This window comes from Candidatus Paralachnospira sp. LCP21S3_A2, assembly GCF_052118925.1.
Classification (GTDB): Bacteria; Bacillota; Clostridia; order Lachnospirales; family Lachnospiraceae; genus Lientehia.
This window is the reverse complement of the sequence record NZ_JBQKGG010000020.1, coordinates 19,685-36,546: the sequence shown is the minus strand read 5'-3', so window position 1 is coordinate 36,546 and position 16,862 is coordinate 19,685. Positions and strand designations below refer to the sequence as shown.

16 protein-coding genes are annotated in these 16,862 nt (G+C 48.7%); 13 read left to right on the top strand and 3 right to left on the bottom strand.

All coding sequences use genetic code 11. The annotated features are described in order from the left end of the window. Window positions 1-225: 225 nt before the first annotated feature. From ACTQ3K_RS11610 to ACTQ3K_RS11600, 3 genes are all read left to right on the top strand, one after another. Window positions 226-630 carry a hypothetical protein gene (locus ACTQ3K_RS11610; RefSeq protein ID WP_441567989.1) on the top strand — a complete coding sequence of 135 codons (405 nt, stop codon included), beginning with the start codon at window positions 226-228 and terminating at the stop codon, window positions 628-630. Between the two features lie 111 nt (window positions 631-741). Next, window positions 742-1,032: a DUF1294 domain-containing protein gene (locus ACTQ3K_RS11605; RefSeq protein WP_441567990.1), complete on the top strand. Its 291-nt coding sequence runs from the start codon at window positions 742-744 to the stop codon at window positions 1,030-1,032. A gap of 107 nt (window positions 1,033-1,139) precedes the next feature. Next, window positions 1,140-2,939 (top strand): aminotransferase class I/II-fold pyridoxal phosphate-dependent enzyme, encoded by a 1,800-nt coding sequence (locus ACTQ3K_RS11600; RefSeq protein ID WP_441567991.1) that lies wholly within the window; start codon window positions 1,140-1,142, stop codon window positions 2,937-2,939. A 149-nt stretch (window positions 2,940-3,088) separates the two neighbouring features. On the opposite strand, the gene ACTQ3K_RS11595 is transcribed toward ACTQ3K_RS11600, so the two are convergent. Continuing rightward, window positions 3,089-3,961: a phosphoribosylaminoimidazolesuccinocarboxamide synthase gene (locus ACTQ3K_RS11595; protein WP_441567992.1), complete on the bottom strand. Its 873-nt coding sequence runs from the start codon at window positions 3,959-3,961 to the stop codon at window positions 3,089-3,091. Window positions 3,962-4,150: 189 nt separating this feature from the next. Between ACTQ3K_RS11595 and ACTQ3K_RS11590 the strand changes: the two genes are divergently transcribed. Then, window positions 4,151-4,519 (top strand): hypothetical protein, encoded by a 369-nt coding sequence (locus ACTQ3K_RS11590; RefSeq protein WP_441567993.1) that lies wholly within the window; start codon window positions 4,151-4,153, stop codon window positions 4,517-4,519. A 55-nt stretch (window positions 4,520-4,574) separates the two neighbouring features. Here the strand turns inward: ACTQ3K_RS11590 and ACTQ3K_RS11585 are convergent, their stop codons facing one another. Then, the gene (locus ACTQ3K_RS11585; protein ID WP_441567994.1) at window positions 4,575-5,933 is read right to left on the bottom strand and encodes an MATE family efflux transporter; all 1,359 of its coding nucleotides are present in this window, start codon (window positions 5,931-5,933) and stop codon (window positions 4,575-4,577) included. Window positions 5,934-6,232: 299 nt separating this feature from the next. On the opposite strand from ACTQ3K_RS11585, the gene ACTQ3K_RS11580 reads away from it, so the two are divergent. After that, window positions 6,233-6,487: a heavy-metal-associated domain-containing protein gene (locus tag ACTQ3K_RS11580; RefSeq protein ID WP_441567995.1), complete on the top strand. Its 255-nt coding sequence runs from the start codon at window positions 6,233-6,235 to the stop codon at window positions 6,485-6,487. 114 nt (window positions 6,488-6,601) lie between these two features. Here ACTQ3K_RS11580 and ACTQ3K_RS11575 read toward each other — a convergent pair whose 3' ends face one another. Beyond that, window positions 6,602-7,084 carry a CoA transferase gene (locus ACTQ3K_RS11575; RefSeq protein WP_441578599.1) on the bottom strand — a complete coding sequence of 161 codons (483 nt, stop codon included), beginning with the start codon at window positions 7,082-7,084 and terminating at the stop codon, window positions 6,602-6,604. Here ACTQ3K_RS11575 and ACTQ3K_RS11570 point away from each other — a divergent pair. The 8 genes from ACTQ3K_RS11570 (at window position 7,038) to ACTQ3K_RS11535 (ending at window position 16,814) form a co-directional block, all read left to right on the top strand. Beyond that, window positions 7,038-7,760 (top strand): PucR family transcriptional regulator, encoded by a 723-nt coding sequence (locus ACTQ3K_RS11570; protein WP_441567996.1) that lies wholly within the window; start codon window positions 7,038-7,040, stop codon window positions 7,758-7,760. The genes ACTQ3K_RS11575 and ACTQ3K_RS11570 overlap by 47 nt on opposite strands. 75 nt (window positions 7,761-7,835) lie before the next feature. Further along, the gene (locus tag ACTQ3K_RS11565) at window positions 7,836-8,210 is read left to right on the top strand and encodes a nitroreductase family protein (RefSeq protein ID WP_441578598.1); all 375 of its coding nucleotides are present in this window, start codon (window positions 7,836-7,838) and stop codon (window positions 8,208-8,210) included. 29 nt (window positions 8,211-8,239) lie between these two features. After that, window positions 8,240-9,475, top strand: coding sequence for a glycerate kinase type-2 family protein (locus tag ACTQ3K_RS11560; RefSeq protein WP_441567998.1), 1,236 nt, complete (start codon window positions 8,240-8,242; stop codon window positions 9,473-9,475). A gap of 185 nt (window positions 9,476-9,660) precedes the next feature. Next, window positions 9,661-10,689, top strand: coding sequence for a uroporphyrinogen decarboxylase family protein (locus ACTQ3K_RS11555; protein ID WP_441567999.1), 1,029 nt, complete (start codon window positions 9,661-9,663; stop codon window positions 10,687-10,689). A gap of 85 nt (window positions 10,690-10,774) precedes the next feature. Next, complete coding sequence (locus ACTQ3K_RS11550; protein WP_441568023.1) at window positions 10,775-11,725, top strand: GTP-binding protein; 951 nt, start codon at window positions 10,775-10,777, stop codon at window positions 11,723-11,725. Window positions 11,726-11,897: 172 nt separating this feature from the next. Continuing rightward, window positions 11,898-13,343, top strand: a complete 1,446-nt coding sequence (locus ACTQ3K_RS11545) for a S1C family serine protease (protein ID WP_441568000.1) — start codon at window positions 11,898-11,900, stop codon at window positions 13,341-13,343. Window positions 13,344-13,534: 191 nt separating this feature from the next. Further along, window positions 13,535-15,097, top strand: coding sequence for an ATP-dependent Clp protease ATP-binding subunit ClpX (gene clpX, locus ACTQ3K_RS11540; RefSeq protein WP_441568001.1), 1,563 nt, complete (start codon window positions 13,535-13,537; stop codon window positions 15,095-15,097). Between the two features lie 31 nt (window positions 15,098-15,128). After that, window positions 15,129-16,814, top strand: coding sequence for a S8 family peptidase (locus tag ACTQ3K_RS11535; RefSeq protein ID WP_441568002.1), 1,686 nt, complete (start codon window positions 15,129-15,131; stop codon window positions 16,812-16,814). Window positions 16,815-16,862 lie beyond the last annotated feature (48 nt).

Sequence of the window (16,862 nt, the reverse complement as noted above, 5' to 3'; positions counted from 1 at the left end):
ATAGCATGATATTTGAATTTGAACATCCATTATTAGGGCTTTATTTGACCTCAGAACAGAATTTTGATTATTAGACGTATTTTCAGTTGGGTTTTAGTTTTTCATTCAAGGAGGATCAGATAAGGGCAAATGCTTATCGGGTCCTCATTTTTATTTTGAAGAAAATGAAAACGCATAAGTGTTCAGCCCGAAAGACCGAAAACAATAAAAAAAGGAGAAACGGATATGAGAACGATCAGAGAAAACGGATTTTTAGGAGCGATGTTACTGGCTGGCTGTATGTTACTGTTCTGTGGTTCAGCGATCACAGCGGCATCAAAAAAAGCAAAAACAGAAGCAGCAGTGGAAGCTGTCGAAACAACTGCAGAGATCACGGAAGAAGAGACCAAAGAGGTAAAAACCGATTCTTATGGAAGTACCTATTCAACAAAATCTTCCTATTCGGGAATTTCCTATGATGACGAAGAGGAGACGAATCCGGTTCTCAATGATTCTTACGATGAGGGATATGATTCTGTTTATGAAGATGATGATTATGATCTGGATCGGTATGACCGGGATCAGGATTATGCAGACGGGGTAGAGGACGCAATCTCCGATTATGAGGACGAATTTGGAGAAGAGTGGTAAAAATCAAAAAAGAACAAACGGTGCTTTCGTATATGCCAGCGGCCGTCCGGGTTGTTTTTCCGGGCGGCTGTGTTATACTTATACCGTAGGAAAATCTGCCGGAGGAAGATGATGAGTGAATTATTAAAACAAAGCTGGTTTCCCTGGGCAGCAGTCTATCTTCTGGTGATGAATCTCATCGGTTTTTCGCTGATGGGAACTGATAAACGGCGGGCCCGGAGGCATGTCTGGAGAATATCGGAAAAAACGCTGTTTCTGGCGGCAATCCTTGGCGGAAGCCTCGGTGCATGGGCAGGCATGTATGTGTTCCATCATAAGACGAAGCACTGGTATTTTGCGGTGGGAATACCGCTGATTCTGGCAGGACAGATGATCGCGGTGGTCTGGATGATCTGTTTGTGAGTGCGGAAAGTTGTGGACGAACGGGAGCAGAAAAGCTATAATAGGAAGAAATATATCGTAAAAACAAAACGGAGTTTCGAAATCAGAGAGGACAGAGGGAAAATAAAATGCAGGCAATTATTCTGGCGGCCGGTATGGGCCGGAGGCTGAAAAAACTGACACAGAACAATACGAAGTGCATGGTGAAGGTCAATGGAGTTTCGCTGGTGGACCGGCTGCTTCACCAGCTGGAGCATCAGTCCTTGTCCCGGATCGTGATCGTGGTCGGGTATGAGGGAAAGAAGCTGATGGATTATATTGAAACGCTGGGGATCCAGACGCCTATCGAGTTCATTGACAATCCGGTTTATGATAAAACCAATAATATTTATTCTCTGGCACTTGCCAAGGACTGGCTGCTCCGGGAGGATACTCTGTTATTTGAGTCTGATCTGATCGTTGAAGATGGTGTGATCGAGATGCTGAAGAACGATCCCAGAGATACGCTGGCACTGGTGGATAAGTACGAGAGCTGGATGGACGGAACCTGCGTGCAGCTTTCGGAGGACGACAGCATTGTAAATTTTGTTCCGGGAAAACGGTTTAATTTTGCAGACAAGGACAGCTATTATAAGACGGTTAATATTTATAAGTTCGGAAAGGAATTTTCCAGAAGCCGCTATGTACCGTTCCTGGATGCATATTCCAGCGCGCTGGGAAACAATGAATATTATGAGCAGGTGCTTCGGGTCATTGCCATGCTGGATGATCCGGGAATCAAGGCGCTGCGCCTGAGCGGACAGAAGTGGTATGAGATCGATGATGTGCAGGATCTTGATATCGCGGAATCGCTGTTTGCGCCGGATGACGAGACGCAGCTGAAGCTGCTGCAGAGCCGCTACGGCGGTTACTGGCGGTATCCGAAGCTGAAGGATTTCTGTTATCTGGTAAATCCGTATTTCCCGCCGAAGAAAATGAAGGATGAGATCCGCAGCAGCTTTGATGATCTTCTGAGCCAGTATCCCTCCGGAATGCGGGTTAATTCCCTGATTGCGGCCCGGAATTATAATGTGGATGCAAGTCAGATCGTTGTCGGGAACGGCGCGGCAGAGCTGATCAAGTCATTGATGGGAGTCCTCAGGGGATCCGTTGGAATCGTCCGACCGACCTTTGAAGAATACCCAAACCGTTACGAGAAAACGCAGGAGGTGGTATTCAGCCCGGACAACGAGGCGTTTTCCTATACGGCGGCCGATCTGATGACGTTTTTCGGTGAGCATCCGACCGACAACCTGGTTCTGATCAATCCGGATAATCCGTCCGGAAATTATCTTGGAAAAGAGGAACTGGAAAGGTTGATCGACTGGACTGCAAAGAAAAACATGAAGCTGGTAGTCGATGAATCGTTCTCCGATTTTGCCGATGAGCCGGTAACACTGATGGACGAAGAGTTCCTTGCGGCGCATCCTCATGTGTACGTCATGAAGAGTATTTCCAAATCCTACGGAGTTCCCGGTCTTCGTCTGGGTGTTCTGGCAAGCGGTGATACAGAAACCATCGCATTTATGAAAAAAGATGTTGCCATCTGGAATATCAATTCCTTTGCAGAGTTTTATCTCCAGATCTGGGAAAAGTACGAAAAGGATTACACAAAAGCTCTGGAGCGGTTCCGCGCGGAGCGCGCCAGGTTTGCAGCACGTTTGAAGGAGATTCCCGGGCTTACCGTTTATCCGTCCCAGGCAAACTATGTGCTGGCAAAGCTGGATGGAAAACTGTCTGCCGGAGCGCTGACAAGGCGGCTGCTCATCGAATATAATCTTCTGATCAAGGATCTGACCTCCAAAGCGGGCGGGCCTTATATCCGTCTGGCGGTTCGTAATGAAGAAGATAATGACCGGCTGGTGGAAGCACTGAGGGAGGTATTATAGGGTTGAAATCCGGATCAGCGGCCGGACTCGTTCCGATTAAAGCCATTCGCCTGTAATCGATACCGGATTCTAAATTAAAAAGGGGATGTGAAAAGCTCGATGGAGTTTTTCGCATCCCCTTTTGGGTTTTACTTTTTTATAGAACCGTTTTATGCCAGTTCTTTTCCGGTCAGCATCTGATAGGCCTGCAGATATTTTTCGATGGTCTTGTCTACGATTTCCTGAGGCAGCGTCCAGTCGTTTCCGGGGTTGGCCTTCAGCCAGTCGCGGGCAAACTGCTTGTCGAAGGAGGGCTGTCCATGACCGGGCTCGTAGCCGTCAGCCGGCCAGAAACGGGAACTGTCGGGAGTCAGCATTTCATCACCGATGACGATGTTGCCATCCTCATCAAGGCCAAATTCAAACTTGGTATCAGCGATAATGATTCCTCTCTTCAGTGCGTACTCAGCACAGGTCTTGTAAAGCTCGATGGTTTTATCACGGAGCTGTACGGCATACGCTTCACCCTTGCCGGGGAAATATTTCTCCAGGTGAGCAATGCTCTGTTCAAAGGAAATGTTCTCGTCATGATCGCCGATCTCCGCCTTTGTGGAGGGAGTATAAATCGGTTCAGGAAGCTTGTCGGATTCCTTTAAGCCTTCAGGAAGGCGGATCCCACAGACGGTACCGTCTTTCTGGTAGCTGGTCCAGCCGCTTCCGGTGATGTATCCGCGGACAATGCACTCCAGGGGAAGCATGTTTAATTTCCGGCACATCATGGATTTTCCTTCAAATTTTTCCTGCTGGAAGAATTCCGGCATATCCTTTACGTCCACAGAGATCATGTGGTTAGGGAGGATATCCTTTGTCATGTCGAACCAGAATTTTGACATCTGGGTAAGAACGGTACCCTTCTTTGTGACGATGTTATGAAGAATCACATCGAAGCAGCTGATGCGGTCGGTAGCGACCATGATCAGGCTGTCGCCGTTATCATAGATCTCGCGTACTTTTCCTTCTTTGATTGGCTTTAATTCCTGCATAGACTCACCTCATTATCATCCTACGTTTATCAGTTTTAAAACAACACCCATACCGTACCATCATTTTTGGTGGTCTGTCAAGACAAAAATGCAAGATATAAGAATTGGACGTTATAATCAGCGGATCGGTTCTTGCGATTCCGGTCCTGGTATAGTAAGGTAAGAGCAGTTGAGAGAAGGATTGAAGATGTGCTTCGGGAAAAGGGGCTTTATGTCAGCACGACCGCAGGAGTCAGCATGTATCCCATGCTTAGAGATCGCCGTGATACCATCATGATCCGCCCTGTGGAAGGTAGGCTGAAGAAATATGATGTGCCGCTGTATCGGCGGGGAGAAGCGTATGTTCTTCACCGGATCGTAAAGGTACTGCCGGACAGCTATGTGATCTGTGGAGACAACTGTTTCAAAAAGGAATATGGGATACGGGAGGAGCAGATCCTTGGTGTGCTGGACCGGCTGTTGTCAGAGGTACCTGTTTATGAGCTCTGCTGTGACATCAGCCATGAAGCTGTGAAGGTCAGCTTTGAGGCCTTGACCGGGACAAAAATAAAGGAATGAGAATCGGTTTGAAGTGTACTGGGGATTTCACGATGTGGAATCCCCGTTTTGTAATTCAGGAGAACAGCTTTCGATAGCTGTGCCGGAAGTACAGAGTTTCTGCAACGGCAGTGATAATCCAGGAGAAGCTGTAAAGCATATAGAGGGCTGTGATCGTATGGAACCATGCGAAGATGGTATAGACCCAGATCACGCGGAAGACGCAGGAGCCCAGGATCACGATGATCACAGGGACAACGCTTTTTCCGATTCCGCGGGAGGCCGCAATGGCGCAGTCCATAAAGGGTGCGAGAGCATAGGAAAACCACATAATATGGATCCGTTCCATACCGGCATTGATGACGGCAGGCTCCGTAGTGAAAGCAGAAAGAAATTGACGTCCAAAAAGCATCAGGAGGATGCCGAGGATCGCTGCAGTGCCGAAGGAATACAGCAGGGAGATAAAGTAAGTCTTAATGACGCGATTCTTCTTTCCTGCACCCCAGTTCTGACTCATAAAGGTAGAGCAGCCGGTATAATAGGCAGACAGCATATTGAAGATCAGGGTATCTGCGTTGGCAGCAGCGGAATTTCCGGAGACCATGATGGCGTTGAAGGTATTGACTCCGGACTGCACAAACAGGTTTGCGATGGCAAAAATGGAATTCTGGATCCCGGCAGGAATGCCGAGAAGCAGGACGCTTTTGGCGGCCTGTTTATGAAAGCGCAGCTCCTTCAGGCGCAGGCGGCATTCATCCTTTCGGCGGAACAGATTCAGAAGGATCAGTCCGGCAGAAACATATTGGGCGATAACACTGGCTGTGGCAACACCGTCGGCGGCCATATGACACCGGATCACGAAGAACAGATTCAGGATTACGTTAAGAATACCGGAAGTGGACAGGTAGATCAGTGGTCTTGTAGTGTCACCGCGGGCACTGAGAACGCCGTGTCCAAAGTTGTAGACTGCCATGGCAGGCATGCCAAGAGCATAGATTTTCAGATACAGAACAGCACCGTCCATCAGCTCGTCCTTGGTGTTCAGAAGAGCAAGCATATTCGGAGAAAAGACAATGCAGATCAAGCTGATGAGTATGCCCAGCGCCAGGCAGAGCAGCAGCGAGGTATGAATGATCTTATTGGCGTCTTCCGGATTATCAGCGCCCAGAGCATGGGCAGTCCGGACATTGACGCCGGCGCCCATACCGATAAGGAAACCGGTAAAGAGAGATACAAGGAGCGTGGTGGAGCCGACGCTTCCCAGCGCCTGGTAGCTGGCAAACCGTCCGACAATTGCCACATCGCTCAAATTGAACATGACCTCCAGCACCTGCGAGAATGCAAGTGGGATGCTGAACAGCAGAAGATTTTTCCAGAGAGAGCCTTCCGTCATGGGAACGTTCTTTCCGGAGCGTTTTGTCCTTGTTTCTTTCATGTAAAAATTCCCCCATATAAAACTTCTGATGGCACAGACTGCTTTGATCTACAGGAAGTGCACAGGATGGTTTTTCCTGCACAATCCGACACCTGTCATTATGTATAACATAACATCTGAAGCACAGAATGTAAATTCATAAATCAGGAAGTTTTTCTGTGTGTGTTCCATTAAAATAAACAGGTTGACATATACCTGTACAGGGTATATAATACCGGGGTGATAGAAGCAACTAACCATAAATAAATGAGCTTCGAAAGTGAAAACAGGAAACAAATCAGAGAAGGCAGGGGAAGCATATGGTAAAAACAGTATTGAAAATTGATGGGATGATGTGTGGAATGTGCGAGGCACATATGAACGAGGTGATCCGGAAGAACTTTAAGGTGAAAAAAGTGACCTCCTCCGCGAAAAGCGGAGAAACTGTTGTGATCAGTGAAGAGGAACTGGATATTCCGCTTATAAAGGGAAAAATCAGGGGGATCGGTTATGAGCTGCAGTCTGCAGAAAGTGAACCCTATGTGAAGAAAGGATTGTTCCATTTCGGAAAGTAGGAAGAAGGGGAACAAAGAAAACGACAAAAAAGCGCAGCCGGAAACAGATGGAAGAAATTCCGTATTTCCGGCTGCATTCTATTTTAGGAAAAGGAAAATAAAGGGCTGAATGGATCAGATCACTCCGTTGGAGCGGAGAATCTCTAATTCTTCGTCAGTTTTATGAAGCAGGCCCTTGAAGATCTCATCATTATTTTCACCGATCAGAGGTGCGCGTTCGCGGTTCTGAATGGGACGGCTTTTCAGCTTCAGAGGACTGCCTACAAAAGGAACCTTGCCAAGGCCGGGAACTTCGGTATAAACAACCATTTCGCGCTCCGCAGAATTGGGATCGTGCAGGATTCGGTCCAGATTACATACGATTCCGCAGGGAACACCGGCATCTGTCAGCAGACGGTCGGCATCTTCAACGGTCTGTTTAGCAAACCAGTCTGCCGTCAGCTTGTCAACGGTAAAGTAGTCATCCATGCGGTTTTCAATGAGAAGATATTTTTCCTGCATAAGGTCTGGATCCTGAGTGATCTCGGCAAACCGTTTATAGTTGGGATCTGTGCCTGCGTGGAGGCATACTGAAGAGCGGGGTACAGCACTTGATATCCATATTTTTCGGCCCTGGATTGTCAGTGTGATTGGATTCCCGAAAGAATATGATAATAAGCTCGGAAATCAGATGGAGAATGTCCAGACGCAGCTTCAACAGATTTTAGACCAGGGAGAAATGCAGACCTGGTCTTTCTGTGCCGGAAGTGAGTTGATCGTTCTGTTTCAGGAACAGTATACAGAGACGGTAAAAAACTGTATGGAGGAACTGGTAAGAACGCTGAGGGAGCAGATGAAGATCCCGTTTTCAGCAGGGATCGGATCCTGCATTACAGAACCGGAGAAAATCGGACAGTCGCTTGCAGATGCCAGAATGATGAATCGTTTGTCCGGCAAAAACGGAAAAGTATGTACGGCAGAAGCGTATCCTCTGGAAATGTTTCTAAAAAGCATTCCGGAGGTGGAAACTGCACAGATGTTCTGGAAGGTTTTCGGAGGATATTCCGAGGAGGAGCTTTCTCAGACAATGGAAATGCTCCATGTGTATGCGGAATACAACGGCGCGATCTCCAGGGTTGCACAATATCTGAATATTCATAAAAATACGCTGCAGTACCGGCTGAATCGTCTTGCAGAAAAAACGGGATATATTCCTCAGCATATGGCAGATATGTCATATCTGTATCTTCTTTTGAGAATCTATGAACTGGGATTGATGAAGGAGAAACGATAGTTTTTTGATGCGAAAGATGTTAAGATATTAGAGTTATGAAATAAAAGGTGAAAATCGATGGAACTTCAGGAGGCAATGAAAAAACGGCGGAGTATCCGGAAGTATCAGCCGCGGGATGTGGAGGATCAGCTTCTGGAGGAATTGTTCGAGGCGGCAAGGATCAGCCCGTCAGCGAAAAACCGCCAGCCCTGGCGGTTTATGGTGCTGAAGGGGTGCGAAAAGGATCATGTCGCAGATATTATGGAAGGATGGTTTGCAGACAGTGCTCATGAGATCCCAAGATATGCAAAGAGCTCCAAATATACAGCCGGAACGGTACGGGAAGCACCGGTGCTGATTCTGGTCGGCGGTCTGGCAGTCGGTTATGCGGCGGAAGAGCCGGAGGAACGTCCCAGGATTTCCAGAGAGGAATTTATGCTGTCCGCGAAGCTCGAGCAGGATCCTGTGTAGTCGATGGCAGACAGAAAGGCGGTAAATAGTTGAAACTTCGAAATGATGCAGATCAGATCATAAAAAAGTCAATTCAGAAGGTTCTTCCGGACGAAGCTGTTTTTCGGGCACTTCGTGGAAAAACCTTTGGAAGCGGAAAAATCTATGTGACAGCAGTTGGAAAAGCGGCCTGGCAGATGGCAAAAGCGGCTTCCGATGTCCTTGGAGAACGGATAACGGATGGTGTGGTGATTACAAAGTATGATCATGTGAAGGGAGAAATTCCGCATATTCGCTGTTTTGAGGCTGGTCATCCGGTGCCGGATCAAAATTCCTTTGCGGCAACCGAAGAGGCGATCTGTCTGGTTGATGACTTAAAACAGGAGGATACGGTGTTGTTCCTGTTGTCCGGCGGCGGTTCTGCATTGTTTGAAAAGCCTTTGATTTCGGAGGAAGAACTGGCGGACATTACAAAACAGCTGTTGGCCTGCGGCGCAGATATTGTAGAAATGAATACGATCCGAAAAAGACTTTCTGCCATTAAGGGGGGAAAGTTTGCGAAGCTCTGTGAGCCGGCGCAGGTATTCAGCATTGTGCTGAGTGATATCCTGGGAGATCCCCTGGATATGATTGCTTCCGGTCCTGCAGCGGCGGATTCCTCTACCTGTCAGCAGGCATGTGAGATTGCGGAAAAGTATCAGCTCAGACTGAGTGAAGCGGCGTGGCAATGCCTGAAGACGGAGACACCGAAACAACTGAAAAATACGGAAACGATGATAACCGGAAGTGTAAAGGATCTTTGCGCGGCGGCGGCAGAGGCCTGCCGGGAGCTTGGATATGAACCGGTGTTTCTGACAGATCAGCTTTGCTGTGAGGCGAGAGAAGCCGGATCATTTCTGGCATCTATTGCAAAAAGCCATCAGGAAAGTGAAAAAAGCCTGGCTTTTCTGGCCGGTGGCGAAACGGTTGTTCATTTGACCGGAAACGGTCTGGGCGGAAGAAATCAGGAGCTGGCACTGGCGGCGGCAGAGGGAATCAGCGGACTTCGAGATACTGCGGTATTCAGCTTCGGAAGCGATGGGACCGATGGACCGACAGATGCGGCTGGCGGATATGCAGATGGAGAGACTGGAAGGTGTCTGAGAGATCAGGGGCTTGATCTTTATCAGATGTTGAAAAATAATGATGCTTATCATGCACTGGAAAAGACAGGAGGTCTGATCCGGACAGGAGCAACCGGAACGAATGTGAACGATGCAGCGGTAGTTCTGATCCGGCGTGCATAAGATAAAAAGAAGGAGGAGCGGACTTTCAGTAAAAAAATTAGTAAACGGATAAGAACCTGGATTTTCTCCGGGTTTTTATTTGTTGATGAGAAAATTATCGGGGAACTAATCATATTAGTGCTTGATTTCGGATAGGAAATAGCGTATACTAATGGAAAGTCAATAAATGATAAGGAGAGGTATTTATGGACAGAAAAGAACTGGTATTAAAAACATTCCACAATGAACCTACAGACAAGCTGCTTGTTGGCTTCTGGCATCACTATCTGGAAGATGAGCTGGTAGACGGCTTCCATAATCCGGAGTATATTGCACAGAACCTGGAGGGGGCAAAGAAATTCAAAGAGGAGTTTGATCCTGATTTCGTAAAGGTTATGACAGACGGTCTGTTCTTCATGCCCTTTAATTATGAAGAGATCAACTGCGCTTCTGATTTCAAGAATTTCAAGGCAACCGATGAGATGGATGCATATCTTGATAAGTGCGTAGAGTTCGCAAAGGCAACCAGAGAGATTTACGGAAATGATGTACTGATGTACTACAATGTATTCTCCCCGACCTTCCAGATCAATCACAGAATGAACCAGACACATCCTCTGATCACAAGAGGCAAGCTGGAAGCTCCCATCGTTACTCTGATGAACGATGATCCTGAAGCTACCCAGTATGCACTGGATCTGATCGCTGATTACACAGAGAAGCTGATCGATATGGTTGTAGGCGCCGGAATCATGGATGGTATTTACTTCAGCGTTTCCTGCTTTAACCGCGGAATCGTTCCTGCTGTTTACAACAAGTATGTAGCACCTGGTGAGAAGCGAATCATCGCAAAGGCAAATTCCTATGCAAAGGACAACCTGCTTCATATCTGCGGATGGAGAGGAAACTTAAACAACCTGTCTGTTTACACAGATTATGACTGCAGCGTAATCAACTGGGCTGTTCATGCGGAAGAGGTTCCTGTTGCAGAAGGCAAGAAGCTGTTCCACAACAAGTGCGTTATCGGCGGCTTCGGCAACAACAACACTGACCTGATCTGCACCGGAACAAAGAAAGAAATCCAGGATTATGTTGAGAAGATCGTTGATGAGGCTGGTACAACCGGTGTCATCATCGGCGCAGACTGCACGATTCATCTGGATACTCCCGATGAGCATATCCACTGGGTATACGAGAAGGCTGAAGAAATTTCCAAGAGAATGATGCAGAAATAAAACGTCTTTTGAAACTGAATAATAAAAATCAGAGAACGCCCTTTTCCGATATTCGGGAGAGGGCGTTTTGAAAAAGAAAAAGAAAATGGTAAAGATTGACCTGATCACCGGCTTCCTGGGAGCCGGGAAAACAACATTTATGAAAAAATATGCCTCTTATCTGATAAAGCAGGGGCTGAATATCGGAATTCTGGAAAATGATTTCGGAGCGGTCAATGTGGATATGATGCTTCTTCAGGAACTGGAGGGAGCGCATTGTGAGCTGGAGATGATTGCCGGCGGCTGCGATGCAGAGACGCATCGAAGGCGGTTCCGTACAAAGTTGATCGCCATGGGGATGTGCGGTTATGACCGGGTGCTGGTGGAACCGTCTGGGATCTTTGATCCCGATGAGTTTTTTGATATTCTCCGGGATGAGCCGCTGGATCAGTGGTATGAGATCGGGAACATAATTGCTCTTGTGGATGCGGCAGCTCCCGGACCGGAGTCGCCGGAGGCGGAATATCTTCTGGCATCGGAGGCTGCCCCGGCGGGCATGGTGATCCTGAGCCACGGCGATGAAGTGCCGGAGGAGCAGGCAGAGGCGGTTGTGGAGCATCTGAACCGTACACTGGAAAAGATCCGGTGTCCGAGACGCTTCGGCGATGATGTACTGAAAAAGGGAATCCCGTCCCTTTCGGAAAAGGATCTGGATCGGATCTCTTCCTGCGGTTATCGAACGGAAAGCTATGAGAAACGGCTGATCAGAGGAGAAAACGGCTTTGAAACGTGCTGCTTTTTAAATCCCGAAAAGACCGGTGCTGCACTTTTGGAGGCGGTAAAGGAGATTCTGGAAAGCCCGGACTGCGGTAAAGTATTCCGGGTCAAGGGATTTTTCCGGGAGTCGGACGGAAGCTGGAGGGAATGCAACGGAACCAGAAACGGAATTACGGTTTCTTCCATTGAAAACGGCCAGGAGGTCCTGATCGTCATCGGAGAGAGCCTGAATGAAGCAGAGATCCGTCAGCGGCTGCGGTCGACGATCATGACAGGATAGTCCCATTCCCGGATAAGCGCTTCAAAGTTTTTTCACGGTAATAACACAGATTCATCACATTTGACTGGTAATCTATGGTCATAGAAAAGAGAAAGAGAGTGATTCCGGCAGGAAAGAAAAGCCTGGACGGAGTTGCAGTAAAAAAAGAAAAACCAGAAAGGATGGATCATAGATGGACGACTATTATAATGGAGATTTTCAAAATGACAATAACCAGATGGGCCAGATGAATGAGCAGCAGGCTCCGTTCTATACTTACATTCCCACGGAGCCGGGTGCTCCCCGGAAACCGAAAAAGACGAAGAAGAACGGCGGCTTCTGGAAGAAGGCAGGAATGTTTGTGCTGTGCGGCGCACTGGTTGGCGGAGCCGGAGCCGGAAGCTTCATTGGCGTGATGAAGGTAAGTGGCTACGAAGCAAAGCTGGAAAAGGCAGCTGCGGCAGCCAAGGAAAGCCAGACAACCAAGGTACAGACGGCAGAGACTACAGCAACAGGAAGCTCAGGCTCCTCCACATCAGGAACGACAACGGTAGCCGATGTGGCAGAAGGTGCCATGCCGTCCATTGTTGCCATTACCAATACACAGGTTTACCAGAGCAATGACTGGAGCTACTTCTTTGGCGGAAACAGCGGAAGCAAGGAGGTGACCGGAAGCGGTTCCGGAATCATTATCGGACAGAATGATACCGAGCTTCTTGTCCTGACAAATTATCATGTAATCGAAGGAGCAAATTCCTTAACTGTTTCGTTTATTGACGGAACAACAGCGGATGCACAGATCAAGGGTACTGCGGAAAGCAATGACCTGGCAGTTGTGGCGGTTCCTCTCGAAAACCTGAGTGATGATACCAAGAATCAGATCAAGATCGCAACGCTTGGAGATTCCGACGGACTTCGTGTCGGTGATGAAGTGGTAGCCATCGGAAACGCTCTTGGCTATGGACAGTCTTTGACATACGGACATGTCAGCGCACTGAGCCGTGACGTGACCATTGATAATAAGACCTTAACGCTTCTCCAGACAGATGCGGCCATCAACCCCGGTAACAGCGGCGGCGCACTGTTGAATATGAACGGAGAGGTCATTGGTATCAACTCGGCAAAGTATTCCAGCGAAGAGGTTGAGGGTATGGGCTTTGCAATCCCGATTACCGAAGCAAAGGATATCATTAACAATCTGATGAATGAAAAAACAAAAACCGAGGTCAGCGAGGACGAAGCTTCCTGGCTTGGCATCAATGGTGTTGCGGTCAATGAAAGCAATGCGCAGCTTTATAATATGCCTCAGGGTGTTTATGTATACAGCATCGTAGAAGACGGCCCTGCAGCTTCTTCTGATCTTCAGGAGAAGGATATCATCACAGCCATTGAGGGAACCGGTATTTCTTCCATGGATGAACTGAAGGAGCAGCTGAAATACTATGCTGGCGGAGAGAAAGTAACGCTGACGGTAGAACGGCTGGCAAACGGGGCTTATGAGGAAGTCAGCGTGGATGTGACTCTTGGATACAAGAAGGATTATCAGAGCAGTCAGAGCAGTGATCAGCAGCAGAACGGTCAGAATAACAATGGACAGAGCAACGGACAGGGCGGCTTTGCATTCCCCGGTCAAAACTAAATGAATCCGTTGTGAATGCGCCATAAAGAAGGTGGCGCAGGATGATTAAAGATAAATAAAACAGCAGTGATGGGCTGCCGCACAGATTTCGGTCTGGCGGCAGCTCTTTGAATATGTTCATATTTGGTTAATAAAAAGTTTACTTGTTCGATGCCGGCTTCTCATATATAATAGAATCCATAAAGGAAGGAATGAAGAAAAGAATGGATAAAACAGAAATGATGGATCAGCAGGAATCAGAAAGAAAAGAAGCCATGTTGAGTCCACAGGAAACGGAAGAGACCGAAGAGAAGCAGCCGGAGGATTCGGTGAAGCAAAAACCGGAGGCTGCGGAGGATACAGAAGACGATAACGAGGAGTTTGAAAAGGTCTGCATGGTATGCCGCCGGCCGGAAAGTCAGGCAGGGAAGATGATCACCATGCCAGGGAATCTGACGATCTGCCAGGAGTGTATGCAGAGAGCGTTTGACAGCTTTGGACAGGGAGGCGGAATGCCCTATGGCATGAGCTTTCAGATTCCTGAAAATGAAGATGGCAGCATGGATCTGTCGGCGTTGACGGGAATGCCCGGTGTGGGAGTGATCAATCTGGCAGATCTGGGGATCGGCGGCCAGGAGATTCCGAAGAACCAGCGGGTGAAAAAGAAAAAAGAAAAGAAAGAAAAAAAGGTGTTCAGCCGCGATATGATCCCGGCCCCTCATCAGATCAAGCATATGCTTGACGAATATGTGGTCGGACAGGAGAAGGCGAAAAAGGCCATCTCTGTTGCAGTATACAACCATTATAAACGAGTATTTGCGGATCCCGGTGACGGGGTGGAGATTGAAAAATCCAATATGCTGCTTCTGGGACCTACCGGAAGCGGAAAAACGTATTTGGTAAAGACCCTGGCGAAGCTTCTTGATGTGCCGCTGGCCATTGCTGATGCTACATCCCTGACGGAGGCCGGTTACATCGGCGATGATATCGAAAGTGTTGTCTCCAAGCTTCTGGCGGCAGCGGGAAATGATGTGGAACGGGCTGAGCAGGGAATCATTTACATTGATGAGATCGATAAGATCGCAAAAAAGAAAAATACCAATACCCGTGATGTCAGTGGAGAGTCGGTACAGCAGGAGCTCCTGAAGATGCTGGAGGGAAGTACCGTGGAGGTGCCGGTAGGATCCAACAGTAAAAATGCCATGGTGCCCATGACAACGGTAAGTACCGATAATATTCTTTTTATCTGCGGTGGTGCCTTCCCGGATCTGGAGGATATCATAAAGGAGCGTCTGACAAAGGAATCCTCCATTGGATTCAAGGCAGAGTTAAAAGACCGTTTCGATGGAGATGAAAATCTGCTATGTAAGGCGCAAATCGAGGATTTGAAGCAGTTTGGCATGATTCCGGAATTTCTTGGCCGTCTGCCGGTGATGGTTTCACTGGAAGCATTGACAAAGGATTTCCTGGTCCGGATCTTAAAGGAACCGAGGAATGCGATCCTTAAGCAGTATGAGAAGCTGCTGCGCATGGATGAGGTTCAGCTTCAGTTTGAGGATGGAGCACTGGAGGCTATCGCAGAAAAGGCCATGGAACGCCATACCGGGGCAAGGGCTCTGCGGGCGATCCTGGAGGAATATATGCTGGATATCATGTACGAGATCCCCAAGGATGATAACATCGGCCGTGTAACTATTACAAAAGAATATATCGAAAAGACCGGTGGGCCGAGGATCGACCTGCGTGGTGTCATGAGAATCGGAACGCAGGCATAAACTGTCTGGAAAGCTAGCAGGAGGGCTTCGGATGCCGGAGGAACAGGCGGAGCGCTGCAGAATGCAGATACTTTCCGAAGAATATGCAGATTTAATTGTTTCTGTGGACCGGTTTGAACGGGAGGCCGTTCTGGATCAGGCCTGCATGACAAGAGTATCAGAGAACCGGGCAGTGCTGCAGCTTCCCAGATCACGCTTGACAGCAGATTCCTTTTCTTATCCACAGACACCCAGGCTTTATGGCCTTATGGATGAGACTGCAATGGGAGCAGCCGGGATCAGCCGGGCACAGCTGCAGCCGGCGCTGGGGCTTCGCGGAAGCGGTGTCCTTATCGGATTTCTGGATACCGGGATTGATTATCGGAATCCGGTGTTTCTGGATCAGGCGGGACGGACCAGGATCTTACGGATCTGGGATCAGACGGATCAGACCGGACAGAGTCCGGAGGGATTTTTTTATGGCACTGAGTATACGGACAGGGAAATACAGGAGAGCCTTTCCGGAACAGCCGACATACCGGTTCCGGAACGGGATGAGCACGGACATGGAACCTTTCTGGCTTCTCTGGCAGCCGGCAGACCAGTTCCGGAGCAGGATTTTTCCGGGGCAGCGCCGGAGGCTTATCTGGCAGTAGTGAAGTTAAAAGAAGCAAAGCAGTACCTGCAGGATTATTACTTTATTAAGGAAAACGCGACCGCTTACGAAGAAACAGATCTTATGACAGCAGTCCGTTATCTGGTAGAGGTCAGCGGGCAGCTGGGACTGCCGCTGGTGATCCTGGTGGGACTTGGAACCAGTTATGGCGGCCATACCCAGACAGGACCGCTGGAACAGCAGCTTACTCAGGTTTGCGGGCGTCTGGGGACAGCTGTGGTTGTGGCTGCAGGAAATGAAACAGGCCGCGGCCATCATTATTATGGAGGCGGAACCGCAGAAACGGAGTATGTGGAGCTTCGGATCCCTGCCGGAGAGCGTGGAATCACCATGGAGCTCTGGGCGGATGCGCCGGAAAGCTACAGTCTTCAGATCTTGTCACCACTGGGAGAAAGCACCGGGCGGATCTATCCGCAGCTTCGGGAAACCAGCGTGTTCCGTTACCTGATGGAAGGAACTATCCTTTATGTGGAGGATGAGCTGATCGAGCGGGATTCCGGCAGCAGTGTGGTTCGGGTCCGGATGGAAAAGCCGACGCCGGGAATCTGGACGCTAGCGGTTTACGGGGAACAGACAGTCGGGCAGGGATTTCATATCTGGCTGCCGATCGAAGGCTTCTGTGAAGAGGAGACTGTGTTTTTAAGGCCGGATCCGGAGGTGACAATTACCATGCCATCCACTGCGGACGGACCTGTTACATTCGGAGCTTATGATCACAGGCGGAAGAGTCTGTATCTTCATTCCGGTCGTGGTTATACAAGAAATGGAAGAGTGAAGCCGGATCTTATAGCACCGGGGGTTATGATATCTGGCGTTTATCCGGACGGGCAGTTCGGAACCATGACCGGAACCAGTGCCGCCGCGGCCATTGGGGCGGGAGCTGCCGCTCTTCTTCTGGAATGGGGAATTGTCCGGGGAAATGAACCGGGAATGCGGACATGGGAGGTCAAAAGTCTGATGATCCGCGGAGCAAGAAGAAATGAAAAAGCGTCCTATCCCAACCTGTTTACGGGGTATGGTGCACTGGATGTTTTTCACATATTTGAAACCGTAACTTTCTGATTTCGTGGAAAATTTCTGCGAAGCAGACATGAAGCAGTTCAGAACGGG

Bases quoted from the DNA above. Each gene is read 5' to 3' on its own strand.
- ACTQ3K_RS11550 (WP_441568023.1), top strand. From the start codon at position 10,775: ATGGTAAAGATTGACCTGATCACCGGCTTCCTGGGAGCCGGGAAAACA.
- ACTQ3K_RS11610 (WP_441567989.1), top strand. From the start codon at position 226: ATGAGAACGATCAGAGAAAACGGATTTTTAGGAGCGATGTTACTGGCT.
- clpX (WP_441568001.1), top strand. From the start codon at position 13,535: ATGAAGAAAAGAATGGATAAAACAGAAATGATGGATCAGCAGGAATCA.
- ACTQ3K_RS11535 (WP_441568002.1), top strand. From the start codon at position 15,129: ATGCCGGAGGAACAGGCGGAGCGCTGCAGAATGCAGATACTTTCCGAA.
- ACTQ3K_RS11600 (WP_441567991.1), top strand. From the start codon at position 1,140: ATGCAGGCAATTATTCTGGCGGCCGGTATGGGCCGGAGGCTGAAAAAA.
- ACTQ3K_RS11595 (WP_441567992.1), bottom strand. From the start codon at position 3,961: ATGCAGGAATTAAAGCCAATCAAAGAAGGAAAAGTACGCGAGATCTAT.
- ACTQ3K_RS11565 (WP_441578598.1), top strand. From the start codon at position 7,836: ATGAAAAAACGGCGGAGTATCCGGAAGTATCAGCCGCGGGATGTGGAG.
- ACTQ3K_RS11585 (WP_441567994.1), bottom strand. From the start codon at position 5,933: ATGAAAGAAACAAGGACAAAACGCTCCGGAAAGAACGTTCCCATGACG.
- ACTQ3K_RS11545 (WP_441568000.1), top strand. From the start codon at position 11,898: ATGGACGACTATTATAATGGAGATTTTCAAAATGACAATAACCAGATG.
- ACTQ3K_RS11605 (WP_441567990.1), top strand. From the start codon at position 742: ATGAGTGAATTATTAAAACAAAGCTGGTTTCCCTGGGCAGCAGTCTAT.
- ACTQ3K_RS11580 (WP_441567995.1), top strand. From the start codon at position 6,233: ATGGTAAAAACAGTATTGAAAATTGATGGGATGATGTGTGGAATGTGC.
- ACTQ3K_RS11555 (WP_441567999.1), top strand. From the start codon at position 9,661: ATGGACAGAAAAGAACTGGTATTAAAAACATTCCACAATGAACCTACA.